Raw genomic sequence first — 25,383 nt, 5'->3', positions numbered from 1 at the left:
GGATGGACCCACCCACCTCCGCCGTTGCGGATCTCCCACAGGTTGAAGCTGTTCTTCGGCTGGGACGCCAGCGGCGTCTTGCCCGCCGGGTTCTTCAGGCTGGTGGACACCGTGGCCGGCTCGAACGGCTTGCCGTTGATGAGCCACTCGATGTCCGCGCCGGCGCTGCCGCGCTTGACCTCGAAGATGAGCCTGTTGTCCATCAGGGTGCGCCAGTTGCCCGGCAGGGGCGGCAGGGCCCGCATGAGCCGGTCAGGGGGCGGAATGATGCTGTTGTCGGGCACGGTGTCGCCGATGACGAACTTCAGCACCGGCACCTTGTAGGCCGGGTCCGGCGAGAAGCGTGACGACGACTCCCACTTGCGGCCCTCGGGCATGTCCATGACGTCCGTGAGGTAGATGACGTCGCCCTTGGTGGTGGGTGTGCCGTCCTGGTACCTCGTGAAGTCGATGATGACCTCGCGGCGCTTGGCCGGCCACAGCTCGAAGGAGCTGCGCGTGATCGGGAACGGCAGCAGGCCACCGTCGGAGGCAATCTGCACGAACTTCATGCACTGCTGGCCGTCCGGGATGCGGTACTGCCCTTCGAGGTCATCGCCCGAGTAGCCCAGCGACACAGACGACTTCGGGCCCTTGGTCGAGCTCATGAGCTTGAACTCGTAGATGCGTGAGACCGACGCGTCCAGGAACCGGAACCGGTACTTGCGGCGCTTGACGTAGAGCACCGGGAAGGCCGTGCCGTTGACGGTGAAGATGTCACCGACGAAGCCGTGCGACGGGAAGTGCTTGAAGAACGTCTTGCCCCACCACTCCGGGTGCGTCGCCGGGTTGTGCGCTGCCGGGAACTCCCCGAGCCCGTCATGGACGTCCTTGTGGGTGGTGACGCCGTCGTCCAGGCGCGTGTCGTAGAACGCCAGCGGGATGTCGTAGTCGACGTCGAAGGACCCGTCGTCGTGGTTGCGGCGCACCCCGGGCAGCCGTAGCCCGTAGCGCTCGTCGCCCATGTCCATGTTGTTCTTGGGGTCATAGATCGGGTACAGCCCGACCATCCCCTTGTAGACGTTGGCGCCGGTGTGGTCCATGCGGTGGTCGTGGAACCAGAAGAAGCTCTGCTTCTCGCGGTCGTCGTTGCCCGCCGGCCAGTTGAGGTACAGGTTGTCGACCCACGCCTGCGGCAGGTAGCCGTGGTGCCGGGGGCCGTACCTCATCGAGTAGTGCGGGTTGCCGTCACTCTCCGGCGCGGTGTGCCCGTTGTGCAGGTGGGTCAGGAACGACCAGTCAGGCGCGCCGAAGTCCTGGCGGTCGAGACCGAGCTCGTTCTCGTCGAGCCGGTTGATGAACCGGACGAGCGCCGGCTTGCCGTACTCCGCGTTGATCATCGGTCCCGGGAACGTCCCGTTGAACCCGTAGATCGTGCTCGGCGGCAGGTCCCGGACGGTGCCTGCGGCGTACGTCCTGCCGGAGGCGTCGAAGGACACCGTCGGCTTCCCGCCCTTGTCGATGGGCAGCACCTTGGACGTCGTGAACGCATGGGTGCGCACCAGCAGGTCGATCTTGTAGACGATCGGGTCCGGCGCGTTGATCATCTTCGTCCAGACCTGGTGTTGCTCGTTGCCGTACGAGTTCTGTTGTCCCACACCCGGTCCCGGTGGCGATGCCCAGCCGCTGAACTCTCCCATCGGGACCGGACGCATTGCCTGCGGCACCGTCAGCGCGTCCTTGAACGGCGACATGATCAGCGGGCTCGTCGGATACGTCTCGATGTAGAAGAGCAGGTCACTCAGAGCCGTCGACGTGCCGGCGAATGCACCGTCCGCGTCGAGCGGCCCCGCCCTCTCCAGTCTCGGGACGGCGAACACCTTCGCGCCGACCACGGCCGCGCTCAGCCCTCCTGCTGCCCCCAGCCTGAGCAGCGCACGCCGACCTACTCCCGGCTGGGCTGCAGACTGTCCTGCGGATCGTCCAATGGATGCCTGTGTGCCCATGACACACTTCCCCTCTGCCGAACACCCTCGGTGAAGTCTCCCCTCGGACAACCATGAACCCTTGACCCGGTGTCGTCGGCTGTTCCGGAAACTTCACGAAGCGGTACGTCGGGATTGGTCTGCAGCGCGCCGAATGTCGTCCGAAATGATCTCCCGGACGGCCTCAGCAGGCGCACCAGCCGGACGTCGCGCGTACTCGAGAGCCCGCGCCCTGCCGCCTCCCCCTGCGGGCGGCAGAGCGCATGGCCCCGACCGCTGGTGACTGAGCGGCAGATTGCACGCGCCTCGAAGGGCGCTGGGCCCAGCCTCGCACCGTCCGTAGCAACAGGAGGTGGTTTGGCAGAAACGCGGTTCGGACGCCCGATGCGCCTCGCCCGCGTGAGCGCTCCGGGAGCGCTCGCTTCCGGGGCTGTTGGACCGCGCGCGTTGTCCGGCTCAGCGGGTGCTCAGCGGGTGCTCAGGTCGCGCCGCGTAGGGTCGTCAACGTGAGACACGACGGCCCCGGCTGCCCGCGCCTGCGGCAGGTCTGACCATGCGCATCCTGCTGGTCGAGGACGAACGGCCGCTGGCTGAGGTCGTGCGCCGCGGCCTGTCCCGGGAGGGCTTCGTCGTCGACGTCGTCCACGACGGGGAGGACGGCCTGTGGGCGGCGACCGAGTCCACCTACGACGCCGTGGTGCTGGACATCATGCTGCCCAAGCTCGATGGCTACCAGGTCGTCAGACGGCTCCGCGAGGCCGGCGTCTGGACCCCCACCCTCATGTTGACCGCGGTCGACGGCGAGCACGACCAGGCGGAGGCGTTCAACCTCGGCGCGGACGACTACCTGACCAAGCCCTTCAGCTTCGTCGTCCTGGTCGCGCGACTGCGCGCCCTCATCCGCCGAGGAGCGCCGGAACGGCCGGTCGTCATGAGAGCCGGCACCTTGTCGCTCGACCCGGTCCGCCGCCGGGCACACCGTGGCGACGTCGAGATCTCCTTGACGGCCAAGGAGTTCGCCCTGCTCACCTTCCTGATGAAGCACGTCGGAGACGTCGTCACCAAGACGGCCATCCTCGAGTCGGTGTGGGATCCCGCGTACGACGGGGACGTCAACATCGTGGAGGTCTACATCGGCTACCTGCGGCGCAAGATCGACGCGCCGTTCTCGGTGACGAGCATCCAGACGGTCCGTGGCGCGGGGTATCGGCTCGTCGAATCCGGCGTCGGCTGAACGCCGAGCCGGTTCGGCGCGTCGGCTGCGTCGGCGCCTCGGACGTCGGTGCTACCGACGGTCGGCGGTGCCGGTCGGCGGCAGCGGCACCGACAGCTCGAACCGGGCCCCGCCCAGTGGCGACTCGGTCGCGAGCAGCGTGCCACCGTGAGCGACCGCGAGCTCCCTCGCGATGGCGAGTCCCAGGCCCGCACCACCCGAGTCGCGTGACCGGCTCTCGTCAAGACGTACGAAACGCTCGAAGACGCGCTCCCGGTCGGGCCCCGGGATGCCGGCCCCGTCGTCGTCGACGGTGACCAGCGCACCTCGAGCGCCGGTGGAGACCGTGATGTGCACGCACGAGCGGGCATGCATCGCCGCGTTGTCCAAGAGGTTGCGCACGACCTGCTGGAGCTGGAGCTCGTCTCCGAGGACTCGCACCGGGGCGTTCTCGAGCCGGACGGTGACGCGGCCCAGACGGCGCAGTCGTCGGGCCTCGGCATCGACGACCTCGTCGAGGTCGACCTCGGCCCGCACCGCAGTCAGCGACGCGTCGTCGGCCCGTGACAGGAGCAGCAGGTTGTCGACGAGCCGCCCCATCCGCTCTGCCTCGGACCGCACGATGGGGCCGAGCTGCTCCCAGGAGGTCTCCGGGCTCGATGGGTCGACGACCTCGAACGACGCCCGGATCGTCGCGAGCGGCGAGCGCAGCTCGTGGCTCGCGTCGGCGACGAACCTGCGCTGGGCGCGCTGCGCGGAGTCCAGGCGCGCCAGCATGGAGTTCATGGTCTCGGCAAGGTGGGCGATCTCGTCGTCGGACGCCGGCACGGGCACCCGGTCGTGCAGGTGGGCAGCGGTGGTGCGCTCGACCTGCAGCCTGATCGCATCCACCGACGCGAGCGCGCGTCCGACCCGCCACCACGAGACCAGTGCCGTGAGGGCGACGAGCATCGGCAGGGCTACACCGAGCAGGGCTGCCGTGGTGAGCACCGCCTCAGCCCGCGAGGCCTGGGAGGCCGCCGCCACCAGCACGTAGGGCTTTCCCGCGTTCTCGACGCCGCGGGCGACCACGAGCAGCTCCTGTCGGCCGAGTGGCATCGGCAGGAGCGACGCACCGCTGGCACGCGTCTCCCCCACGACCGGCTTCAGGTCCGTGACGGCGTCCGGGCGGGAGGCCCTGGAGGTGTAGAGGACGCGGGCGGCTGCGCCCTGGTTGGAGATCACCTGGACGAGGACGTTGTCGGGACCCTCGTCACGCTCGCTGCGTTCCAGACCCGCCGTGCCGGTGGACGCGAAGACGCTCGCGTCCTCGTCGACGATCGCGACGATGCTGTCCTGCAGCGTTTGCGTCAGCGCACGCTGGAGCACGAGCACCAGGAGCCCGCCGCCCAGCAGCAGGGCGACCGCGACGACTACGGCGGCAGCCACGGTCGCCTGCCGCCGCACTCCCGAGCGCGACCGGAAGAGAGCCATCGTCCAGACTCCTTCCGGTCCCGCCGGGAGTTCGCGCCCGGATGGTGAGCGGCGCGGGAGCGCAGCCGCCTCGATTGTGCCCGAGCCGACCTACTGCTTCTTCTCCAGCGCTCCGATCGTGGACTGCAGGGCGGTCAGCGCGGACAGGCTCGCGGCCTTGGTGGGCGGTGTCGCCCGCAAGGCGGTGAGGGCTCCGTCGATCGCAGAGTCCATCGAGTGCCAGTCGTCCGGTGAGGCCGGCTTCATGGCTGCCTCACCGTTGTCCCACGCCACCTCAAGGTCCTTGATCCTCGCGGTCGCCGCGGCCAGGTCACCCTTCTTCGCACCGCCCGCGACGTCATCGACGATGACGGCGAACGGCCGGAGGTCGCCGATCGGGGAGGTCGCATCGGCCTCCAGCGGGTTGACGTGCCCGCCCTTGCCGGACGCGGCCGTCGTGGCCGGCGCCGCGGCCGCTGGTGTCGGGGCCGGCGCCAACACGACGGCAGCGGCCACCACCGCAACGGCTCCGGCCGCTGCCCAGAGGTAGTCGCGGTGCGGGCTCACGGCCGGGGACTCGCCCTTGCCACGTATGCCGTGACGGTTGGCGTTGACCTGCTCGCGCGCCACGATGGCGATGATCACCCCGAGGAAGATGAGGCTCGTCAGGCTGGCACCCAGACCGAGCCCGCCGAAGTCACGGCCCTGGGTCAGGAGGTCGCCAAGCGAGGCACCGAGCGGGCGGGTGAGCACGTAGGCGATCCAGAAGGCGAGCACCGCGTTGAGCCCGAGCCGCCGAGCCAGCCAGACTGTCAGGATCAGGCCGCCGAAGATGAGCGCGCCGTTCCGGAACCCGAGCGAGAGCGCCTCGGTCGCGAGGTCGCCCCCCGCGGTGCCGAGGGCGAAGGTCGTCAGGATCGCGCCCCAGTAGTACCGCTCGCGTCGCGGGGTGTCGATCGCCGTGATCGCCAGGGTGCGCTCCTGACGCCACCACACGATGAAGACGACGGCCAGGACCACCGAGAAGACCGCGGTGCTGACGTACAGGCTCACCCCGAGGACATCGGTGAAGAAGTCGGTGATCTGCGTGCCGACGATGCTCACGAGCACGACCGTGAGCCAGTACAGCCAAGGGATGAGCTGCTTGGCGCGCAGCTGCGCGACGAGCGCGACGGCCAGCAGGGTCATCATGGCCCCGTCGGTGAGCGCCGTGCCGAGGCCGACCTGCACGGCGAGGTAGTCGGCGAACGTCTCACCGATGGTGGTGGACAGGATCTTGATCAGCCAGAACGTGGCCGTGATGGCCGGGACCTTGTTGAGCAGGGCAGATGCTGACTGCGTGTCGGCACGGTCGAGCGCGGTGGTCACGCTTCCAGGCATGGAGATTCCTCTGGTCGAGTCGGACTTTACCGATCGAGAGACTGCCCGACCGGCCCTGAGGTCTCGCTGAGAGCCCGAGCCCGACTGCGATGGAAGGCGGGCCGCCTGGACACAGGGCTCAGCGTCCTCTCAGCGACCGGATCACACACTGAGACCTCGACCGTTGACGCGCCCCAGACTGGGCGTCGGAGGGACATGCATGTGTGGAACCGGCGGACACCTCGGACTGCGACGCGATCTCGTGACGATCCGAACCACGCTGCTCGCCGTCTCCGGAGCGGCCCTGCTCCTGGCCGGTCTCCTGCTCGGGCTGGCCGTCACGCGGATCGGCGCCGCGCGAACGGGTGAGCTCGCGGTCGACATCGCGGTCGCGGACCACCGCACCGGAGTGCTCACTGCGGTCGCGCGATTCTTCGACGTCGCTCTCTCGCCGGGCGTCGCGCTCGTGCTGCTCCTGCTGGTGTGCGGACTCCTCTGGCGCCGCAGCCATTTCGCGGCCACAGCCATCGCGTTGTTCACGATGGTCGGGTGGCTTTCGGTCGAGATCGGCAAGACCGTCGTCCAGCGTCCACGCCCGCCGGGCGCGACGGTGCACGCCCTGGTGAGCGAAACCGCGGCCGACAGCTATCCCAGCGGTCACACGGCTTTCGCCGCTGCTGTGGTCATCGCCATCGCCACCACGATGACGCTCCTCGGGCGGCGAGCCACGGGGGTGTGGGCGGTCGGACTCCCGATGGTGTTGCTGGTCGCCGCTTCGCGGCTCTACCTTGGGGTTCACTACCTCGCCGACGTCACAGCCTCGGTCATCTTTGCTGGGGGTTCCGTGCTTCTCAGTGTCGCGCTCTTCGCACGACTTCTCGTCGGCCGGAGCCGGCGCGACGGAGTGCTGCCGTGACCGCGCAGGGGGAGCCGAGGTCGGTGAACCGCGAACAGGAGGTCGAGCCGCCTGCACCGCGCGCGGGCGCGGCCCGCGCCACACGGCGTACCGTCGTGACGGCCGTGGCTGCAGCACTGGGCTCGGTGGGCCTGTCCGGCTGTTCCGCTCCCGCGTCGTCGCCGCCGGCTTCTCGTGTTGCTTCGCCCTCGACCGGGCCTCCCGGTTCCGCCGGCTCGCCGACGGTTTCGGCATCGACCGGTCCTGCCGCTCCCGGCACTCCGACCGGTTCCGGCAACGCAGCTCCGGCATTGCTCGAGTCGACGGGCCCCGACGTCCGGACCGGACCGGTCGGTGCGAAACGGGTCGCGCTCACCTTCCACGGCGCCGGGGCACCGGCCCTCACCCTCCGCGTGCTCGACATCGCCCGAGCCCACACGGCGAAGGTGACCGTCTTCGCCGTGGGCACCTGGCTCAACGTGAACCCGTCGCTCGGTCGAGCGATCCTCGCCGGCGGTCACGACCTCGGCAACCACACCTACAGCCACCGGCCGATGAGACGCCTCACGGCAGCCGAAGCCGACCTCGAGGTCCGGCGCGGCGCGGCGGCGGTCGCTGCCGTGCGCGGGAGCGCCGGCTTGCTCTTCCGACCGTCTGGAACCCAGCTGAGCACCTCGACGATCCGGGCTGCCGCTCTCGCGGCGGGCTACCACCGTTGCGTCTCCTACGACGTCGACCCCCTCGACTACCTCGACCCGGGCACCACTGCCGTGCGCGACCGAACCCTTGCCGCAGCGCGCGACGGCAGCATCGTCAGCCTGCATCTCGGGCATCCCGGAACGGTCGCCGCACTCCCCGGCATCCTCGACGGTCTCCAGCAGCGAGGGCTCACCGCGGTCACGGTGACCGAGATGCTCGGTGGAGCCACATGACCGCGACCCGGCAGGGTCGGCCGACCCGACGAAACCTGCGAAGAGTCACGTTGGCACCAGCCCTGCTCATCACGATGACCCTGCTCGCCGGGTGCACTCAGGCGGAGGCCGGGATCCCTGACGCAGCAAAGGGTTTCACCGGGACGGGGACGACTCAGCCCGCGGTCGTCACGCCGAGCACTGGTGCGACGACCGGCCTCGCACCAGAGGACGGCCAGTCGACCCAGCCGGGCCCGTACGCCCACGTCGTCGCCGGTGCGTTGTCGGCGGAGGCGCGACGGGCAAGGCCGCTCGTCTACGTGCCCAACCAGAAATCGGGGACGGTCCAGGTCATCGACCCGAGGACGTATGCCGTCATCGCCACGACCCGCGTCGCCGCGTCACCCGAGCACGTGGTCCCGTCACACGACCTCCGCACGTTGTGGGTCAACAGCGACACGGGCAACTCCATGCTGCCGATCGACCCGCGTACCGGCCGCCCCGGGCGCGCGCGCCCGGTGCTGGACCCGTACAACCTCTACTTCACCCCCGACGGACGCTTCGCGCTCGTGATGGCCGAGCGCCTCAAGCGCATCGACGTCCGTGACGCACACAGCATGGTGCTTCGCCGGTCCCTCCCGATCCCCTGCCACGGGATCAACCACGCCGACTACACCCAGGACCTGTCCACCCTCCTCGTCAGCTGCGAGTTCAGCGGGAAGCTCGCGGTGGTCGACGCCTCGGCCACGCGCCTCCTGCGGATGATCGACCTCAACGTCATCGCGACACCGGGAGCCACGCCGTCCGCCATGGCCCGGCACATGGGCGGCCCCGCGGCCATGCTGGACCCCGGCTCGAGCGCCATGCCGCAGGACGTCCGCCTCTCACCCGATGGCAGATGGCTGCTCGCCGCCGACATGCTCCGCAACGGTGTGTGGGTCATCGACGCCCACACGTTCCGCGTCGTCCGCTTCGTGCCCACCGGGCGGGGCGCCCACAGCATCTACCTCTCCCGCGACGCGAAGCGGGTCTACGTGGGCAACCGCGACGAGGGAACGGTCTCGGTCCTGGACGGAGCCACCCTGCGCCGCGTCGCGACGTGGCGCATCCCCGGCGGCGGCTCGCCCGACATGGGCGGGGTGACGGCCGACGGCCGAGAACTCTGGCTCTCGGGGCGATACGACTCTGTCGTCTACGTCTTCGACACTGCCACCGGGCGCGTGAGCCACCGGATCCCCGTCAGGCCCGGTCCGCATGGCCTGCTCGTCTGGCCGCAGCCGGGGCGGTTCTCCTTGGGCCACACCGGAAACATGCGCTGACCCAAAAGCCGTTGGCACGTTTCCCGGTTCAACCGGGTTCCCCGCTTGCGCAGCTGGCTCGGCTGGGCTGGCTGGCTGTCTTCCGACGCCCGCCGGAGTAACCGACTTCGTCGAAGTCCGCACGCAGACGTCCACCAACGCGACCAACACCGGAACGATCCTGAAGCCGTTCTTCGCTCAGTTCTTCGGCAACCAGGGCACCTCCGTCCGCGCCTGCGCCCGAGCCAGCTGGTCCGCGGGGTATCCGAGCGTCGTCTTCCCCGTCACGCAGGCCCAGTGCGCCTGGGACAGCGCGACGAACGTCGGCACCGACTTCCCTGCAGCCCCGCCGTACGCCCTGACCGGATCCGGGACCCCCGGGGCTCACTCCCCGCCCCCGCGTGCCGGTCGCTGCCAAGTACGTCACGAAGATCGTCCTGCACACCGGCAACGGCACTTTTGATTGGACGAGCAAGTGCGGCTCGGCGGGGCCCGGGCTCTACACCCCGGGCAACTTCGGCTGGCTCGACACCCGACGCGACCGGTTGTCAGGCCACTCTCGGCTCCGACGTCGGGCCGCGTTCTACTTCGCCGGCTACAAGGTGCCAGGCGCAGGTGACGACGGCTTCACCCCGACCGACCCGTCGGGCACCGCGACGGTGAGCTGCTCCGGCGAGAAGGACTGCATGTGGGGGTGGTTCGTGACCCCGATCATCCCGGCGGCGCAGGTGCCTCGCGGCACATCACGAGGTCCCAAGACCACCAAAGTCGTCGGCTGACCTCAGCTCGCCCCCGACGTCGAGTGCCTAGCGCCTGGTCTCGTACCTGGTCAGGACCACCCCGTTGGCAAAAGTCCGGGTCTCGACGAGGTCCAGGTTCACCCACGTGTCCAGGTGCGCGAAGAACGGCGTGCCGCTGCCCACCAGGACGGGATGAGTGGCCAAGGCGTACTCGTCGATCAACCCGGCCCGCATGGCCGCCGCGGCGAGGGTGGCGCCGCCGATGTCGATGGGACCACCGTCCTCGGCCTTGAGCCGGGTGATCTCGGCGACCGCGTCGCCCGTGAACAGGCGGGCCTGTCCGTCGACCCTGGTGGTTCCCGACGAGAACACCACCTTCGGCATGTCCCGCCAGCGGGCCGCGTACTCCACCTCCGCCGGTGTGGCGCCGGGCTGCTCGCCGGCGGCCGGCCAGTGGGCGCTCATCGTCTCCCAGAGCTTCCGCCCGTACAACGCGAGGCCCGTCGCACCCACCCGGTCGGACCACCACTGGAACAGCTCGTCGCTCGGCACGCTCCAGCCGAGATCGTCACCGGGTCCGGCGATGTAGCCGTCCAGGCTCACGTTCATCGCGAAGGTCAGTTTGCGCACGCGCGTCACTCTCCCGGGAGTCGGTCTTCGGAATATACAGATCGGCCACGCCGGGAAGAGGTGTTGGTCGGGCAATGCCTCGGGCCGATGCACCACTACCCGGGGCCGTCGCCGATCAGCCTCTGGAACTCCGGCTCGTCCTTGATCGGGACGAAGTCGGCATCGCCGCGTGCATCTGTCCGGAACTTCTCCGAGAGGTCGATGGCACGCCGTAGGTGATGGGTGGCCTCGGCCGGGCGGCCTCGAAGGCTCTCGCAGCAGGCCAAGTTGTAGTCGAGCATCGGATATCCGGGGTTGGCGGCGATGACCTCCTCGAGTCGAGCGCTGAGCTCTGCGTGCTCTCCCCGGTCGTAGACCGGTCTCAGCGGCGCCCACAGCTCCCATCCAGTCGCGTCATACGCCCTGCCCGGCGAGCCATCGAAGACGAGGACCGTGGTCGCGGGCTCGGCCGCTACGGCCGCGCGCCGGGTGCCCGGTGGTGTGAACACGAGGGTGCCCGGGCCCGCTTCCACCCGTTCGTCCTCGACTTCGAAGACCGCGCGTCCGCTGACGACGAGGAAGAGTTCCTCTGCCGGCTCGGAGTCCTCGTCGAACTCATTGATGATGGCGTCACCCGCAGAGCCCACCCATGCGGTCACACCGAAGCTCGTGATGCCGAAGTGGTGCCGTACGGGCCGATAACGGCACGGCCCGTCGGCCAGCGGCTCGATCTCGTCCAGTTGCGCGACGGCGTACCTTCGCTGCCCGTCCACAGCGCGTGTCGGCGTTGCCATCTGAACATGTTGAGACCGCCTCCGGACGATTCACATCCGGATCCGCACCAACGGGCACGTTGCGCTCGGTCACATCGGTCGCAGCTCCCTAGAGCACGAGCTTCATTCGCGGCGCGCTCCGCGCGGACAATGGGGATTGGGCACACCGAGCTCCAGCGTCCCGACGCGCAGGCGACGATCGCAGCGTCTGCCTCGACCACCGGGAAGCACGCCACGTGTCGGTTGTCGACCACGGTGCCGAGCCAGTCCCTCGCATGGCCGCGCCAGGGACGTGTGTCGTGCGGGGCTTCGCCGAAGAGGAGGCCCCAGAGGGCGATGAGGTTGTCCACGTCGTCGGCTCGAGCGTCTCGCAGCCGCGGTGGGCTCGTCGTCGTCATGCAGGCAAAATCGCCGACGGCGGCCTCGACGTCATCCGAGAGCGCGACGGCAGGCGGCCTAGGTGGCGTGAGCGAGGGGCAGGGCATCGCGCCGTGCCCAGTCCGCGCTGACTGCCGAGGCTGTCGCAAGCAGGCGAGGCAGATGCTCCTCCAGCAAGACTTCTGTGGAGGTCTCGGCTGCGTGGACGGTGACGTTCATGGCGGCCCGAACGGCGCCGGAGCCATCGCGCAGCGGAGCGGCGACAGATCGGATTCCGCTCGCGAGCTGCTCGTCCGTCAACGCCCAGCCCTGCGCTCGCACCTCGGCGAGAACGTCGAGCAGCTCGGGGAGTTCGGGACGCCACCGCGGCTCGATACCGGACCGCGATGGTTCTCGGAACACAGCCGCGACCCTTTCGTCGTCGAGGCCCGCGAGGAGAACCTTTCCCAAGGACGTCGGGACGGCTGGGAACTTGGTTCCGATCCGCACGACCAGGGCGATGAGCTTGGGGACGGCGACGCGGGCGACGTAGACGATGTCGGAGCCGTCGAGCTCCGCGATCGAGCTCGACTCGCCGGTCCGGGCGACGAGCCGCTCAAGGTGCGGCCGCGCAACGTCCCACATGTCGACCTCCTGGACGTAGGTCATGCCCAGCTCGAGCACTCGGACCGTGAGCGTGTAACCACCCGGGGTCTGGCGCACGTAGCCGAGCTTCTCCAGGGTGTAGAGGATGCGAGAGGCCGTCGGTCGAGGAAGTCCCGCGGCGTTCGCGAGCTCGGCCAAGGTCATGTCCGGTCGCCCAGGTGCGAACGCCCGGATGAGGTCGAGGCCGCGGGCCACCGCCTCGACGAAGTTGGGGTTGCTGTCGCGGCGCGGCATGAGCTTCCTCAGTTCGGTGACGTCGTCGTGACAAGTCTGTCCGCTGTGCGGACAGAAGTCCAGATGCTCCCGAAATCCCAGCAGCGGGCCTTGAAGTCACCTGGCCGCCGGAGCATCGTTGCTTCAAATACCAACAGAGCACCGCTCAGCGGACGGCTGTCCGAGAAGAATCCGTCAGCGGCACAGCCAGCAGATCCTCCTCCATCCGAGTCGGGCCCACCCACGTCAACGCTCGTCGGGGCCCGAGCTCGACGAGCCCGAACCTTCGGCCACCGAAGTCCAAGGAGATCCGACATGACTGAGACACGCTTCCAGGACCTCACCGACGAGGCGCTACGCCGCTGGGGCACGGCTCACACGCCGCGGCTGCAGGAGCTGTTGACCGGCCTCGTACGACACCTGCACGACTTCGCCCGAGAGGTCGACCTCACCGAGGACGAGTGGATGGCCGCGATCCAGTGGCTCACCAAGACCGGGCAGATCAGCGACGACAAACGCGAGGAGTTCATCCTGGCCTCCGACGTCCTGGGTCTCAGCATGCTCGTCGTGCAGCTCAACCACGACTTCGACCCCGCAGCCACCCCCGCCACCGTGCTCGGCCCCTTCCACATCGACGGCTCACCGGCCGCCCCCTACGGCTTCGACATGTCCGAGGGGATCGACGGCGTGCCGTTGTTCGTCACCGGCACGGTCACCGACATCACCGGCCGGGCCCTACCCGGAACCGTGCTCGACGTGTGGCAAGCCGACTCCGACGGCCTGTACGAGGCGCAGATCAGCGGAGCCGACGAGGCGCGGCTGCGCGCCAAGTACGAGACCCGCGATGACGGCACCTACTGTCTGCGGTCCGTCGTGCCCCTCGGCTACTCGATCCCGATGGACGGCCCGGTCGGCTCACTCATCTCGCAGACCGACATCAGCCACTACCGGCCCGCACACATCCACTTCCTCATCGACGAGCCGGGCTACCGGAGGCTCATCACGCACATCTTCGAAGACGGCACTCGCTACCTCGACAACGACGTCGTGTTCGGCACCCGGAAGGAACTCATCACCGAGTTCGTCCACCACGCCAACGGCGTGGCCCCCGACGGCACCGAGTTCGACACCCCTTACGTGACAGCTGAGTTCAACTTCGTGCTGCAACCCGAGGAGTCACCCGCGCGAGCAACCAGCGCGTGAGCCGGCGCCTCCACACGTCGACTGGTTCGACCGGAAGGAAACCATGAGCACCACGAACGCCCCCGCAGACCCCGGCGGCACGACAGCCACCACCGAAGACCCGCCGCACGGACCGCTGCACGGCCTCGTCGTCGCGGACTTCTCCCGTGTGCTGGCCGGCCCCTACGCCACCATGATCCTGGCCGACCTCGGCGCGGAGGTCATCAAGGTCGAAAGCCCCAGCGGCGACGACACCCGCCACTGGGTGCCTCCCGTCCGAGACGAGGTCGGCACCTACTACCTCGCCATCAACCGCAACAAGCGCTCCATCGTGCTCGACCTCAAGGACGACGCCGACCTCAAAATCGCGCACGAGCTGTCCGCACGCGCCGACATCATGATCCAGAACTTCAAGCCCGGGGGCCTGTCCCGCTTCGGCCTGGACTATGGCGCGGTCGCCGCCCGCAACCCTCGCACGATCTACTGCTCCATCAGTGGCTTCGGCGCCATCGGCGGCAGGGACCTGCCCGGCTACGACCTGCTCGTGCAAGGCATGTCCGGGCTGATGAGTCTGACCGGCGACCCCGACGGCCCCGCCTACCGCTCGGGAATCTCCGTCTTCGACGTCATGACCGGGCTGCACTCGGTCATCGGGATCCTCGCCGCCCTGCGCCACCTCGAGCTGACCGGCGAGGGTCAGCACGTGGAGACCAATCTGCTCTCCACCGCCGTCTCCTCCCTGGTCAACCAGACCTCCGCCTACGTCGCCGGCGGAGTCGTCCCCCACCGCATGGGCAACGCGCACCTGAGCCTGTTCCCCTACGAGCCCCTCGCCACCGGCGATGGAGAGCTGATCATCGTGGCCGGCAACGACCGCCAGTACCGCAAGCTCGTGGCCGAGCTCGGCGCCCCCGAGCTCGCCGACGACGAACGGTTCGCCACGGTGGGCAGCCGCAACGAGCATCGCGAAGAGCTGCGTCCCCTGCTCCTGGCTCTTCTCTCGAAGAAGACGGCGCAGCAGTGGTTCGATCGGCTCAGCGCCGCCGGCATACCTTGCGGACCCATCAACGACGTCCGCGGCGGCATCGAGCTCGCCGACCGGCTCGGCCTCGAACCGGTCGTGACCATCGAGGGCACGCCCACCGTCCGCAACCCGATCCGGTTCTCCCGCACCCCGGCCCGCTACGACCTGGCCCCACCCGCCCTGGACGCGGACGGTGATCGCGTACGCGCGTGGCTCGCCGACACAGCATCAGGCGGCCCCAGCGCCCGCAAGGCCGGAGAGAACAGGTGGTCGGCATGAGCACCAGCGATGCGACCGAGCGCTACCCGACATCTCTCGGAGTCTCCACCGTCGACACGATCAGCCTGATGGGGCGGGACCTGTCGAACGACCTCATCGGCGCCGTCGACTTCGGCGACCTCGCCTACCAGCTGATCACACTGCGCGAGCCGACCCCGGGCCAGGCGGCGATGTTCAACGCCGTCCTCGTGGCTCTGGCCGACCACGGCTTCACCCCCACCGCCATCGCTGCCCGACTGACCTGGCTCAGCGCACCCGACGCCATCCAGGGCGCCTTGGCATCAGGGCTGCTCGGTGGCGGCTCCCGGTTCCTGGGCGTCAGCGAGGACACCGGCCGCTTCCTCGACGAAGCCCTCGACGCGTGCGGCGGCGAGCTGCCCATCGACGACGCAGGCTGGGACTCCCTTGCCACGACCGCGATCAAGGACCGGCGAGCCGCCGGGCAGTTCATTCCCGGGCTCGGACACCACCTGCACAAGAACGGCGACCCCCGCGTGCCCCGGCTGCTCCAGCTCGCCCGCGAGCACGGCACCTACGGACCCCGCCTCGCACTGTTCGAAGCCATGGGACGCGTCGCCCCCGACGCACTCGGCAAGGCCCTCCCACTCAACGGCGCCGGCGCCTGCGGCGCCGTCCTGGCCGACCTCGGCATCCCACAACAGCTGCTCCGCGGCGTCGTCCTGCTCGCCCGCTGCGCAGGCCTGCTCGGACAGCTCGCCGACGAGATGCGCAACCCGATCGCGCCCCAGATCTTCAACCACGTCGAGAGCCGAGCAGAGTTCGTCCCGCCGTCGGACGACTGACGCTCCCGGCACTGCCTCGCGGCTGCCCCTAGGACTGGCGAAGGTCGATCACGGCACGGCCGTGCACCTGACCGGACCGTTGGCGCTCCCACGCGATGGCCACCTGGTCGAGCGGGAAGACTTCGAAGGGGACACTCAGCGCTCCAGCGGCGGCGTGCTCCCCGATGGCGCCCATCGCATCGGCGCGCTGCTCAGCCGTGAGGTCGTTGTTCGTGTAGCCGCGCACCACTCGCGACCCACTGCGCAGATGGGCAGAGGAGAACGTGGCGGTAGGGCCCGCGCTCGAGCCGAGGTTGATGAGACGGCCCCGCGGTGCCAGGCAGAGCAACGCCGCCGACGCCGGCACTCCGCACAGCGGGTCGATGACCACGTCGACCTCGCCGGCCACCTGACGGATGCGGGCGGCTGCGCTGTCCACGTCGTCCGCACGGCTCAGCTGCACGAATCCGTCCGCACCGAGGTTGCGAGCCGCCTCTGCCGCCCCAGGAGACGTCGCTGCACCGAAGACCGCACCAGCCCCGTTGAGTCGCGCTGCTTGCAGCGCCACGGTCCCGACGATGCCGCTGGAGCCGAGGACCAGGACCCGCTCGCCGACCTGGAGCCCACCCCAGATCAGGAGTGCCGTCCACGCCGCGACAGCCGAGAGACCGAGCGCCGCCAGATGCGTGTCGTCGACCCCGTGGCCGAGCGGCACGAGGTCTGCGTCCGGAACCACTGCGCGTTCCGCCATGCCTCCGTCACCGGGCGACATCCCCGCTGACGTCGGGAACCAGACCCTCGTGCCCGAAGGGTGGCGCGCCGAGCTCAAGACGACACCGACGCCCTGCACACCCGGAACGTACGGCGTGACGGGCTCGCCGAAATACGAGTCGCCGCCGGCGCACAGCAGATCGAGTGGGGTGATCGGAGCCGCCGACACGGCGATCAGAGACGAGCCGACGTCGGGCCTTGGGGCATCCATCTCTACGACGCGTGGGGGCTGTGCGCAGGTGTGGAGCTGGGCGGCGCGCATGTGCTGTTCCTCACCGGACCGTTATTCAGGCGTGCGTTCTCTTTCTGGCAGTGACGCCAGTCCACCACGACGAACGCATCGCGCCTAGCCCGCGGTCGCGTGGCCGCGCGACCAGAGGGGCCAGCAAACGACACGCATCTGCGCGCCTGAAGTCGGGCCTCGAATGCCTTGACAGGGGCCCGACGCGGTCGCCAGAGTTTGATAACGGACGACTTGCCGCAGAGCGGACGGCATACGTGATTGCGCACACCGGAGGTCAACATGTCAGCCCAACCATCGCTTCCTCTCGCAACGCTGACGGCCGCACCGGCCATCGTCTTCCGTCGCGGTCTGGTCATCACCATGGACGACGCCCACACCGTCCACCAGACCGGTGACGTCCTGGTCATCGGGACGGACATCGCCGCCGTCGGGCCCGACCTCGACGTCCCCGACGGGACCGCCGAGGTCGACGCCAGCGGGGGCATCTTGATGCCCGGCATGATCGACACCCACCGTCACATGTGGCAGACCGCGATGCGGGGCTACGGAGCCGACTGGACGCTGACCCAGTACTTCGTGTGGAACTACCTCGAGCACGGCAGGAAGTTCCGCCCTCAGGACTACTACGCCGGGAACCTGCTCTCTGCAGTCGAGGCCATCGACTCCGGAGTCACCACGAGCGTCGACTGGTCCCACGGGTTGGCAACCATCGAGCACGCTGACGCTGCGGTCGACGCGCTCGAGGAGGTCCCCGGCCGCTTCGTCTTCGCCTACGGGAACATTCACGCGGCTCCGTGGGAGTGGAGCCACTCCCCCGAGTTCCGCGACTTCGTCGAGAGGCGCATGACCCGGGACGAGATGCTCGGTTTCCAGCTCGCCTTCGACGTGACAGGAGACCCAGCGTTCCCGGAACGCGCCGCCTTCGAGGCAGCCCGAGAGCTCGATGTCGCGGTGACCACCCACGCCGGAGTGTGGGGCGCTACGAACGACAACGGCATCAAGTTGATGCACGACCACGAATTCATGACGCCTCGGACGATCTACGTGCACGCCGCGACCTTGAGCGACGACTCGTACCAGCGCATCGCGGCGACCGGTGGTCATGCCTCTGTCTCTGCGGAGAGCGAAGCGTCGTGCGGCCAGGGCTATCCCTCCAGCTGGGCCCTGCGACAACACGACATCCCGATCTCCTTGTCGGTCGACACGAGCGTGTGGTGGAGCGCCGACCCGTTCTCGGCGATGCGCGCCACCCTGTCGACCGACCGCACCCGCGAGCACGCGCTTGCGCACGCCCGCGGAGATACGGTGACCCACATCGGGCTGCGGGCCGAGAATGTTGTCGAGTACGCCACGCGGGGCGGTGCTCGAGCACTTGGCCTCGACCATCTCGTGGGCAGCATCGAACCGCGCAAGCGAGCCGACCTGGTGCTCATCAAGAACGACCAGTCGCCCGCCATGGTCCCGATCCTGCATCCCTACGGGCACGTGGTGTTTCAAGCACAACGCGGCGACGTGCACAGCGTCCTCGTGAACGGCAAGGTCGTGAAGTACGAGGGGCAGTTGACCGGCACCGCCCTGCCCAAGGCGCGGCAGGCAGTCGAAGAGACAGTGGAGTTCCTTCAGCTGACCCTCGGCGAAGCAGAGTGGACTGCCGGCATGCACCCCGACGTCCCGGAGTCGAAGGTTCTCGACAACCCCTACACCTACACCGAGTTCCGCAACGCGGCTGCCGGCAGCGGCGAGGCAGACACCAAGGAGTGAAGGCGCCGCGCAGCGCAAACGCGTTGTGGCGGAGACGCCCTCACACGGCGGTCCTCAGCTGTCAGATACAGCAACGCAGTCCAAGGCCTGGAAGTGGAGGAGTCGCCAATACGCCAGGGAATGCACGGGCTAGTTCGAGCCGTGCTGCCGATGATGGCTTCGGCCCTAGCCTGCAAGAACGCATTTGTTGGGGGTTTGGTCAATATGGCCAGAGCGGGTGCATCTCGGACCCCATTCGGATTTCTTGCGGACTGAACCGCCCTCGGCGATCCCCGACGAGGGCGCCGACCAGTCACCCCACGGCCGGTTCGATCCTTGATCCATCTGCCAATGACCGTGTGCCGCGACTGAACCGGAAGAAGTCTTCCGCTCATGCTCGTTGTGCCGGTGAGCGGAGTGCGCGGGGGTATGGACAACCTGCGTGAGCCACTCCACCATGAGCGCATGGAGGGAACCCGCCCGGCGCCGGAGACGAGTCCAGCCGGGGCGGCGACGATGCGGGTTGTCGGCGGGGCGGCGATCGTGCTCGCTGCGTCGATGGCGATCCAGAACGCGATGTTCGCCGCCACCGGACCGCCCGGGTACGGGGACCCGATCGAGAAGGTGCTCGCTTGGCACGCGGAGAACCGGGTCGTGGTCGCGATCGCGACCGGACAGGAGGCGCTGCACCTGCCGCTGCTGCTCGGGTTCGTGACCGGTCTCCACGGGCTCGTCGGGCGTCGCGGGGGTGCGGGCGCGGACTGGTCGCGCCTCGCGGGGGCCGCGGGCGCGACTCTCTCGGCGGTCTTCGCGCTCTACGCCGTTCTGTGGATCGGGGTCGTGCTGTCCGCCCGCGATCTCGCCGCACCGAACCCGGCGTTCGAGCTCGCCTGGCAGCTGCATGCGGCAGCGTTCGCGCTGGCGCTGCCGGCCCTCGGCACCACCTTCATCGGCGCTGCACTGGCGGCGCACACGAGCCGGCTGACGCCACCGTGGCAGCGCCTGCTGGGCCTGGTGGGCGGGAGCCTGCTGCTCGCCGCGGGGCTCGGCAACCTCGCGATAGCCGACGGCTCGGCGCTGATCTTCGTCGGGCTCCTAGGGCTCGCCGCATGGCTCGTGTGGCTGCTTGCCACCGGCGTACGGCTGGTGCGTGCGCGAACAGTCGACATCTGATGTGTGGCGCCGCGAGGCGTCGCTGGAAGGATGTGCACCGTGCCCAAGCCCTACCCCAAAGAGTCCCGCGACGACGCGGTCAACGTCGCCCGCGGCCGTGAGCCGGGCCAGTCGCTCAAGCAGATCGCGGCCGACTTCGGCATCGCCGAGTCATGCCTGCGCAACTGGCTGCGCGATGCCGACGTCGAGGACGGCGTGAAACCGGGAACCACCGCGGCCGACAACGGCGAGTTGCGTGAGGCCCGGAAACGGATCCGTCTGCTCGCAGGCACTCGCAAACCGCCAACCGATCGCCCATCGCTTCGTCGACCACTGCAAAGGCATGATCGAGATCTGACTGCGGTTGGCGGGCATCAGCGACCCCTGACAGCACGGCACGGAGTCTCACCCTCATGCCGCTGTCGGCGCAGCGTCGGGAGCCGTGGACGTCGCAGTCGGGCCCTTGTCACGACGGTGCCCGCCTTGTCGGGCGTCAGCGCTTGTCCCAGTCTCGTCGGGGACACTGGGTGGATACCCGCAGCTTCGACAAGGAGTCAGCCGTGACCGAGGGAACCGTCCGCTGGTTCGATGCCGACCGGGGGTTCGGCTTCATCGCCCTCGGGCCGGACGCAGAGGACCTGTACGTGCATGCGTCCGAGATCGTCAGCGACGACGCGATGAAGCTGCTCCGGGAGGGGCAGGTGGTCGAGTTCGAGATCGGCGAGGGCGACCGTGGCCCGCAGGCACGCCGCGTCCGGGTCACGGCCGACCAGGCCGCCGATACACCGCTGGGCGTGCTCGGCACGGTCGCTTGGTACGAGCCTGCCAAGGGGTACGGCTTCATCACGCCCGATGGCGGTGGTGCCGAGATCTTCGTGCACAGTTCGGCCATCGTGCCCGGCGGCGTGGTCTCGGAGGGCCAGCGGGTGGCCTTCCTCGTTGTCGACGGGGAGAAGGGACCTCAGGCTGACTACGTGCTCCCCTTGGGAGCACAGGCCGCCGAGCAGGCCGTGGCATCCGACGGGGCGGACGGCACCGTGTCCTGGTACGACGCGGACAAAGGATTCGGGTTCATCACTCCCGAGTCGGGCGCCCCCGATGTATTCGTCCACGTCCGGGCGCTGGCCGACGGGCTCCCCGAGCTGGTCGAGGGAGACCGGGTGACGTTCGACATCGTCGTGAGCGAGAAGGGGCCGCAGGCTCGCGACGTGCGCCTCGCGCGCAGCTCGACACCGCGGGGCGCAACCGCGACGTCGGCGACCCGCGCGCGGTCGGGACACCGGCAGGCATCCGACGTCCCGGCGCGCGGCGGCGAGGGAGTGGTCGCGCGCTACGACGCGGAACGGGGGTTCGGCTTCATCGCCCCAGACGCGGGAGGCGCGGACCTGTTCGTGCACGTGTCAGTCCTCAGAGGCGCCGAGGAGCTGCAGCAAGGGGATCGGGTCCGGTACCAGGTGCGACAGAGCGATCGAGGACCGCAGGCCGACCGCGTCGAACGGGTGTGAGCGGCCGGAGCAGACGTCCAGGCGTGTCGCGATCCCGTCGCACGCTCACGCCGCGGGTCGGGCTCTCTGCAACCCGGCCGGTCAGCGCCTGATCGAGGCGAGCTCTCGATCGGCGCGAGCGAGACAAGCGAGCGCACGGACGCTGTCATACGAACCTGCCTTGTTCACGGCTGCCGCAGTGTGAGCGGATTCGAGCAGCGCAGCGCTCTCGGTGAGACCTCGAGCACCGGCTTCGATTGCCAGCAGCGCCAACGCCTCGACGCTTTCCCATGAACCCGCTCTGAGTCCCGCCGCGGCGTCCAGCGCGCGCTGCAGAGCGGGTCGTGCATCCACATGCCTTCCCACCAGGCTGATCTCCTTCGTACGCTTTGCAGCCGACGCGCCGGCCTCGCCGCTCATGGTGCCCTACTCAAACGTCGGGCATCACACACCGACGAACGCTCGTCCCGCTTTCCGCTCCGCCCACCACGGCTCTCGTCACAATGCGCAGATGGACTTCACCCCTGCCACGACCGCCGCGCTCGACGGCTTGTTGACGCGGGAAGGCTTCATGGCCGGGCAAGGCGGGGCGACCGAAGTGATCTACTGCGCGGGCCATGACGAGCTCAGCGACCGGTTCCCGCGGCTCCCGCAGGCGAACGCCCAGCCGCGGGGGGCACAGGGTGTTGCATCGATCTGTAATCGACCTGCACGAACCGGGCGTCCAGGTCGTGCTCGAGGGAGAGCTGCTCCCGAGGACACTCCGCCCTCTCCATCTCGAGGAGGCGGCGCAGTCTTTAGATGAGGTCGGCACGATGCCGCGTCTCGTTGCACGCGGTCCGCGTCGGTGCCGGCCATCTGCTCCGTCATTCCGACGGGGGGGTGGGGTCTGTCAGGATCGATTCATGGTCCGGTCCCGGGGGCACGCCGAGTCATGGAACCGTCGGGCCGGCGCCGGCACGGCCGGCGCTCGTGGCTCCGGACCGCGAAGCTCAATCTCGTGGGCTGGTCGGCGCTTCTGGGAGTTTGCCTTTTGGCGGCCGCGGTAGGTCTTGCGGTGTCGGCGGCGACTCGCGCTCCCCTTCTACTCGGCGCCGCGTTTGGCGTTGCTCCGCTTCTCGTCGTCTTCCTTCTCGATCGCCGGCGGTGGTCACGAATGCCGACCACCTTCAGCTGGGGTGGCTCGGTGCAGGACGTGGCTCAGATCGTCGCCGACCTGGAAGCCCGAAGAGTTCGCGCGCGCGTTGTCACCGAGGAGACCGCGACAGCGTGGGGCGAAAGTGCACACCCCCAAACCAGTCGCCCCGACGTGAGAACGGCGGCCCTGGAGTACGCCAACCGGGACGCGAAGGCGGTGGGTGAGATATTGCGCGGGCGCGGCATCCGCCCTCCGTAACGGCTTTGATGGGCGCCAAAAGGCGCGCCAGTCGCCCGGTCGTGCCGCAGGGCGGTTGCGTCCGCTTCTGCCCCAATGGGTGCTCCGAGGAGTAAGGACCTCGAGACATCTAAGTTGCCCTCATGAGCTATGTGAGCGAGTTGCGCGATCTCGTCGGTCAGCGGCCACTCTTGCTTGCGGCGGCCGGAGTCGTGGTCGTAGACGAGTCGGGACAATGGCTACTTCAGCGGCGCGCCGACGACGGTTTGTGGGGACTCCTTGGTGGGGCTCTGGAACTCGGAGAGAGCTTCGAGGACGCAGCTCGTCGCGAGCTACTTGAGGAGAGCGGGCTCAGCGCCGAGTCGCTCCGTCAGCTGGATGTCTACTCAGGTCCGGAGTTCCGGCTGACCTATCCCAACGGGGATCAGGCTTACGTCGTTGGCGTGACGTTCCTGGCCGGGCGGGTTGCTGGGGTCCCGACGCCCGACGGGGTGGAGGGGCACGAAGTTGGGTGGTTCCGCCCGGGGCGCCTCCCCGTCCTCAGCGGGTACAACGGGCTGCTGGTCAGCCGGGCCCTGGCGCGGATCGACGGGATCGAGAGGTGACGTGTTCACCCGTCATGCCCGCGACGGCATCCGGCAGATTGACCGCCTTCCGCCGCGTCACGTCCATCGAAACCAACGGATACAGGTACTGGTACGCGTTAGATCCGATCTCGCGCGCTCGGGCAGATGTCGAATCCATGGTCATGGCGCCAAGGTGGGAGAGTCCCCGCCGTTCAGAACTCCCGGTGTGGGTGGCATCAACCCGCAAAGAGCCGTCAGAGGACGAGGTGCTGATGTCCGTCCAACAGTTCACGTGCCGCGTCGAGATGGCCTGCGTGCACAGCGGTCTCAACCAGGACATGGACCACGACGGTGCGCAGATCGGGAAAGGAGAGCCCGGCCTCAGCCCACCAGTCCTCAGGCTGTTGAGGGGCGTCGTCGAGGTGACGTGCGGAGATGATCTCGTCGGCGCTGACGATGGCTGAGCGGTAGGCCTCGATCACCGCGGCGGCCCGCTCATCCGGACCGACGAGCCAGTCCCCGTTGTCGCCGTCGGGCCAGAAGTCCAATGGCTTCCCGGCCACGACCACCTCGAACCAGTACCGCTCGTCGGACAGGGTGAGGTGGCGGACCAGACCGAGGCAGGACCAGCCGGACGGCAGCACCGAACGACGCAGCTGCTCGTCGGAGAGTCCGTCCAGCTGCGCCAGGACGTGGGCGCGCTGGCCGGCCAGGCGGCTGAGCAACACGGCACGTTCGGCACGCGCCCGATCGGTGGCTGGACCCATGCTGCGACCCTAGCCATCGACCCGGGCAGCTCACGTGTTTGGACGTGACGCTCCAGACGGCGCGCCATCGGCGCCGCGGTGGGCGTCACGCCGCCCCCGACCCCCTGTCAGTGGTGGTGGCAGGGGGTTGTGGCCGCATCGACCGGTTCGTCGGTGACGGCCCATTGCGCCGTCGGTCGGCCTTCGACCCGCCACTGGTGCTGACCAGCCGGGATCCGGGGCCACCCGGCCGGGCTGTCCTCCCAGGCCTCCTGCCGGCCGAAGACGGTCAGGTCCATGAGGCCGTAGCTCCACAGGCCCGCCTCGGTGCCGCGGTCGGTCGTCCAGTACGTCTCGTACACCCGGTCATCGTCGTCGCGCACGTAGCAGGCGTGGAACCCGAACTCCCGTCCGGCGACCAGCGAGGTGGAGTCCCGGGCGGAGTACCAGGGCGTCGTGTAGCGCAGGTACTCCGCATACGGGCTGCTCTCGTCGTAGTCGGCCTCGCAGAAGAGGGCCACGGTGATGTCGCGGGCGTGAAGGTACTCGGGCCGCTGCAGCTGCGACGCGCAGAAGGTGCAGCCCTCGCACTGCTGGGGCCACGGCATCCCGTCGTGCCACATGTGGAAGTACGCGAGCAGCAGGCGTCGGCCCTCGAAGACGTCGAGGATCGGGGTGCGGCCGGCGGGGCCGACGACGGACGCATCCGACGGCACCGGCACCATCGGCAGCCGGCGGCGTTCGGCGGCCAACGCGTCGCCCGCCCGGGTGTGTGCCTTCTCGCGGACGAGCAGGTCGGACAGCTGCCGCTGCCAGGTGTCGCGGTCGACGATCTCGGGGTACGCCTGCGGCTCGGCCGGACGCGCGGGCAGGCGGCGGGCGCTCATCAGGTCGCCTCCGTCGTGAGGGCGCGGTCGCTGTCGAGGAAGGCCTCAACCTCGGCGACGATGTCGGCGTCGGGGACGCCGTGCCACCGGCCGGGGAGGACTCGCACGAGGGCGTTCGGCAGCGCGCTACCCAAGGCGTGGGTCGCCTGTAGCAGCACCGGGGCGGTGTGGTCGCTCGCCAGGAGCAACGTCGGGACCGTCACGCCGGTGAACTGCTCGGCCGTGGTCCCGGGCAGGAAGGCGAGCTCGTGCAGCATCGCCGGTGCGTTCGCCAGGTCTAGCTCGTCAGGCGGTGGGAACGTGGCCCGGATCTCGGCCGGGATCCCCGTGACCGTCTCGTCGAACCATCGACGGGCGTCGCCAGGATCCGCGGCCAGCCGCCGTCGCGCCTCCTCCAGCGGCGTCAGGCCGGGGTCAGCCAACAGGGGCGGCTCCAGGAGCAGCAGTCGCGCCACGGGCAGTCCGTGGGCAGCGCCCAGCAGCGCCAGCGTCGCTCCGGACGAGAAGCCGTACACCGACGCGTCGGGCCCGGCGACCTCGAGCACCGCTGCCAGGTCGTCGAACTCGCGCTCCAGTGCATACGTCGCGCCCGGCTCTTCGTGGCTCTGGCCAGTGCCCCGGCGGTCGTAGGTCACTACCGTGTACCGCTGCGCCAGGGCCGCCGGAAGGTCAGGTTGCGGTGTCCGCTCCCGGCAGGCCAT

Annotated in this window: 24 protein-coding genes; 12 read left to right on the top strand and 12 right to left on the bottom strand. The window is 69.1% G+C overall.

The window, feature by feature from the left end; all coding sequences use genetic code 11:
* A partial coding sequence (locus AC1DE0_RS19520) for a multicopper oxidase family protein (protein ID WP_478104437.1) occupies positions 1-1,874 on the bottom strand: 1,874 nt, incomplete at its 3' end.
* Between the two features lie 643 nt (positions 1,875-2,517).
* On the opposite strand from AC1DE0_RS19520, the gene AC1DE0_RS19515 reads away from it, so the two are divergent.
* On the top strand, positions 2,518-3,198 hold the full coding sequence (locus tag AC1DE0_RS19515; protein ID WP_478104432.1) for a response regulator transcription factor: 681 nt from the start codon (positions 2,518-2,520) through the stop codon (positions 3,196-3,198).
* Between the two features lie 51 nt (positions 3,199-3,249).
* Here AC1DE0_RS19515 and AC1DE0_RS19510 read toward each other — a convergent pair whose 3' ends face one another.
* Together AC1DE0_RS19510 and AC1DE0_RS19505 are read right to left on the bottom strand one after the other, a co-directional pair.
* Entirely contained in the window at positions 3,250-4,650 is a 1,401-nt protein-coding gene (locus AC1DE0_RS19510; protein ID WP_478104428.1) for a sensor histidine kinase, read from the bottom strand.
* A 90-nt stretch (positions 4,651-4,740) separates the two neighbouring features.
* On the bottom strand, positions 4,741-6,009 hold the full coding sequence (locus AC1DE0_RS19505) for a COG4705 family protein (RefSeq protein WP_478104423.1): 1,269 nt from the start codon (positions 6,007-6,009) through the stop codon (positions 4,741-4,743).
* A 241-nt stretch (positions 6,010-6,250) separates the two neighbouring features.
* Between AC1DE0_RS19505 and AC1DE0_RS19500 the strand changes: the two genes are divergently transcribed.
* The 4 genes from AC1DE0_RS19500 (at position 6,251) to AC1DE0_RS19485 (ending at position 9,871) form a co-directional block, all read left to right on the top strand.
* Complete coding sequence (locus AC1DE0_RS19500) at positions 6,251-6,904, top strand: phosphatase PAP2 family protein (RefSeq protein ID WP_478104419.1); 654 nt, start codon at positions 6,251-6,253, stop codon at positions 6,902-6,904.
* A gap of 290 nt (positions 6,905-7,194) precedes the next feature.
* Complete coding sequence (locus tag AC1DE0_RS19495) at positions 7,195-7,815, top strand: polysaccharide deacetylase family protein (RefSeq protein WP_478104415.1); 621 nt, start codon at positions 7,195-7,197, stop codon at positions 7,813-7,815.
* A gap of 50 nt (positions 7,816-7,865) precedes the next feature.
* Complete coding sequence (locus AC1DE0_RS19490) at positions 7,866-9,113, top strand: YncE family protein (protein ID WP_478104411.1); 1,248 nt, start codon at positions 7,866-7,868, stop codon at positions 9,111-9,113.
* Positions 9,114-9,493: 380 nt separating this feature from the next.
* Positions 9,494-9,871 (top strand): hypothetical protein, encoded by a 378-nt coding sequence (locus AC1DE0_RS19485; RefSeq protein ID WP_478104407.1) that lies wholly within the window; start codon positions 9,494-9,496, stop codon positions 9,869-9,871.
* 27 nt (positions 9,872-9,898) lie between these two features.
* On the opposite strand, the gene AC1DE0_RS19480 is transcribed toward AC1DE0_RS19485, so the two are convergent.
* The 3 genes from AC1DE0_RS19480 to AC1DE0_RS19470 form a co-directional block, all read right to left on the bottom strand.
* A complete protein-coding gene (locus AC1DE0_RS19480; protein WP_478104450.1) occupies positions 9,899-10,462 on the bottom strand; it encodes a dihydrofolate reductase family protein in 564 nt (187 codons plus the stop codon).
* A 95-nt stretch (positions 10,463-10,557) separates the two neighbouring features.
* On the bottom strand, positions 10,558-11,088 hold the full coding sequence (locus AC1DE0_RS19475; RefSeq protein ID WP_478104402.1) for a cupin domain-containing protein: 531 nt from the start codon (positions 11,086-11,088) through the stop codon (positions 10,558-10,560).
* A 582-nt stretch (positions 11,089-11,670) separates the two neighbouring features.
* Entirely contained in the window at positions 11,671-12,471 is an 801-nt protein-coding gene (locus AC1DE0_RS19470; RefSeq protein WP_478104398.1) for an IclR family transcriptional regulator domain-containing protein, read from the bottom strand.
* A gap of 294 nt (positions 12,472-12,765) precedes the next feature.
* Between AC1DE0_RS19470 and AC1DE0_RS19465 the strand changes: the two genes are divergently transcribed.
* The 3 genes from AC1DE0_RS19465 to AC1DE0_RS19455 are packed head-to-tail and all read left to right on the top strand — an operon-like array spanning position 12,766 to position 15,738.
* Positions 12,766-13,653 carry a dioxygenase family protein gene (locus AC1DE0_RS19465; RefSeq protein ID WP_478104393.1) on the top strand — a complete coding sequence of 296 codons (888 nt, stop codon included), beginning with the start codon at positions 12,766-12,768 and terminating at the stop codon, positions 13,651-13,653.
* Positions 13,654-13,696: 43 nt separating this feature from the next.
* The gene (locus AC1DE0_RS19460) at positions 13,697-14,935 is read left to right on the top strand and encodes a CaiB/BaiF CoA transferase family protein (protein ID WP_478104389.1); all 1,239 of its coding nucleotides are present in this window, start codon (positions 13,697-13,699) and stop codon (positions 14,933-14,935) included.
* The gene (locus AC1DE0_RS19455; protein ID WP_478104384.1) at positions 14,932-15,738 is read left to right on the top strand and encodes a citryl-CoA lyase; all 807 of its coding nucleotides are present in this window, start codon (positions 14,932-14,934) and stop codon (positions 15,736-15,738) included. The genes AC1DE0_RS19460 and AC1DE0_RS19455 overlap by 4 nt, the downstream gene beginning before the upstream one ends.
* Before the next feature lie 28 nt (positions 15,739-15,766).
* On the opposite strand, the gene AC1DE0_RS19450 is transcribed toward AC1DE0_RS19455, so the two are convergent.
* Positions 15,767-16,468, bottom strand: coding sequence for a quinone oxidoreductase family protein (locus tag AC1DE0_RS19450; protein WP_478104380.1), 702 nt, complete (start codon positions 16,466-16,468; stop codon positions 15,767-15,769).
* A gap of 543 nt (positions 16,469-17,011) precedes the next feature.
* Between AC1DE0_RS19450 and AC1DE0_RS19445 the strand changes: the two genes are divergently transcribed.
* Complete coding sequence (locus AC1DE0_RS19445; protein WP_478104377.1) at positions 17,012-18,493, top strand: amidohydrolase family protein; 1,482 nt, start codon at positions 17,012-17,014, stop codon at positions 18,491-18,493.
* A 444-nt stretch (positions 18,494-18,937) separates the two neighbouring features.
* On the top strand, positions 18,938-19,645 hold the full coding sequence (locus tag AC1DE0_RS19440; RefSeq protein ID WP_478104373.1) for a hypothetical protein: 708 nt from the start codon (positions 18,938-18,940) through the stop codon (positions 19,643-19,645).
* Between the two features lie 150 nt (positions 19,646-19,795).
* Here the strand turns inward: AC1DE0_RS19440 and AC1DE0_RS19435 are convergent, their stop codons facing one another.
* Positions 19,796-19,999, bottom strand: a complete 204-nt coding sequence (locus tag AC1DE0_RS19435; RefSeq protein ID WP_478104369.1) for a hypothetical protein — start codon at positions 19,997-19,999, stop codon at positions 19,796-19,798.
* A 185-nt stretch (positions 20,000-20,184) separates the two neighbouring features.
* On the opposite strand from AC1DE0_RS19435, the gene AC1DE0_RS19430 reads away from it, so the two are divergent.
* Positions 20,185-21,129, top strand: coding sequence for a cold-shock protein (locus AC1DE0_RS19430; RefSeq protein WP_478104365.1), 945 nt, complete (start codon positions 20,185-20,187; stop codon positions 21,127-21,129).
* A gap of 81 nt (positions 21,130-21,210) precedes the next feature.
* Here the strand turns inward: AC1DE0_RS19430 and AC1DE0_RS19425 are convergent, their stop codons facing one another.
* The gene (locus AC1DE0_RS19425; protein WP_478104360.1) at positions 21,211-21,528 is read right to left on the bottom strand and encodes a hypothetical protein; all 318 of its coding nucleotides are present in this window, start codon (positions 21,526-21,528) and stop codon (positions 21,211-21,213) included.
* Positions 21,529-22,626: 1,098 nt separating this feature from the next.
* Between AC1DE0_RS19425 and AC1DE0_RS19420 the strand changes: the two genes are divergently transcribed.
* Positions 22,627-23,088: an NUDIX domain-containing protein gene (locus AC1DE0_RS19420; RefSeq protein WP_478104356.1), complete on the top strand. Its 462-nt coding sequence runs from the start codon at positions 22,627-22,629 to the stop codon at positions 23,086-23,088.
* A 215-nt stretch (positions 23,089-23,303) separates the two neighbouring features.
* Here AC1DE0_RS19420 and AC1DE0_RS19415 read toward each other — a convergent pair whose 3' ends face one another.
* The 3 genes from AC1DE0_RS19415 to AC1DE0_RS19405 form a co-directional block, all read right to left on the bottom strand.
* Positions 23,304-23,816 (bottom strand): DinB family protein, encoded by a 513-nt coding sequence (locus AC1DE0_RS19415; RefSeq protein WP_478104353.1) that lies wholly within the window; start codon positions 23,814-23,816, stop codon positions 23,304-23,306.
* Between the two features lie 107 nt (positions 23,817-23,923).
* Positions 23,924-24,682: a DUF899 family protein gene (locus AC1DE0_RS19410; RefSeq protein ID WP_478104351.1), complete on the bottom strand. Its 759-nt coding sequence runs from the start codon at positions 24,680-24,682 to the stop codon at positions 23,924-23,926.
* A complete protein-coding gene (locus AC1DE0_RS19405; protein WP_478104445.1) occupies positions 24,682-25,383 on the bottom strand; it encodes an alpha/beta fold hydrolase in 702 nt (233 codons plus the stop codon). The genes AC1DE0_RS19410 and AC1DE0_RS19405 overlap by 1 nt, the downstream gene beginning before the upstream one ends.

This window comes from Terrabacter sp. 05T424, assembly GCF_056396225.1.
This window is presented reverse-complemented; position numbering and strand designations above follow the sequence as displayed.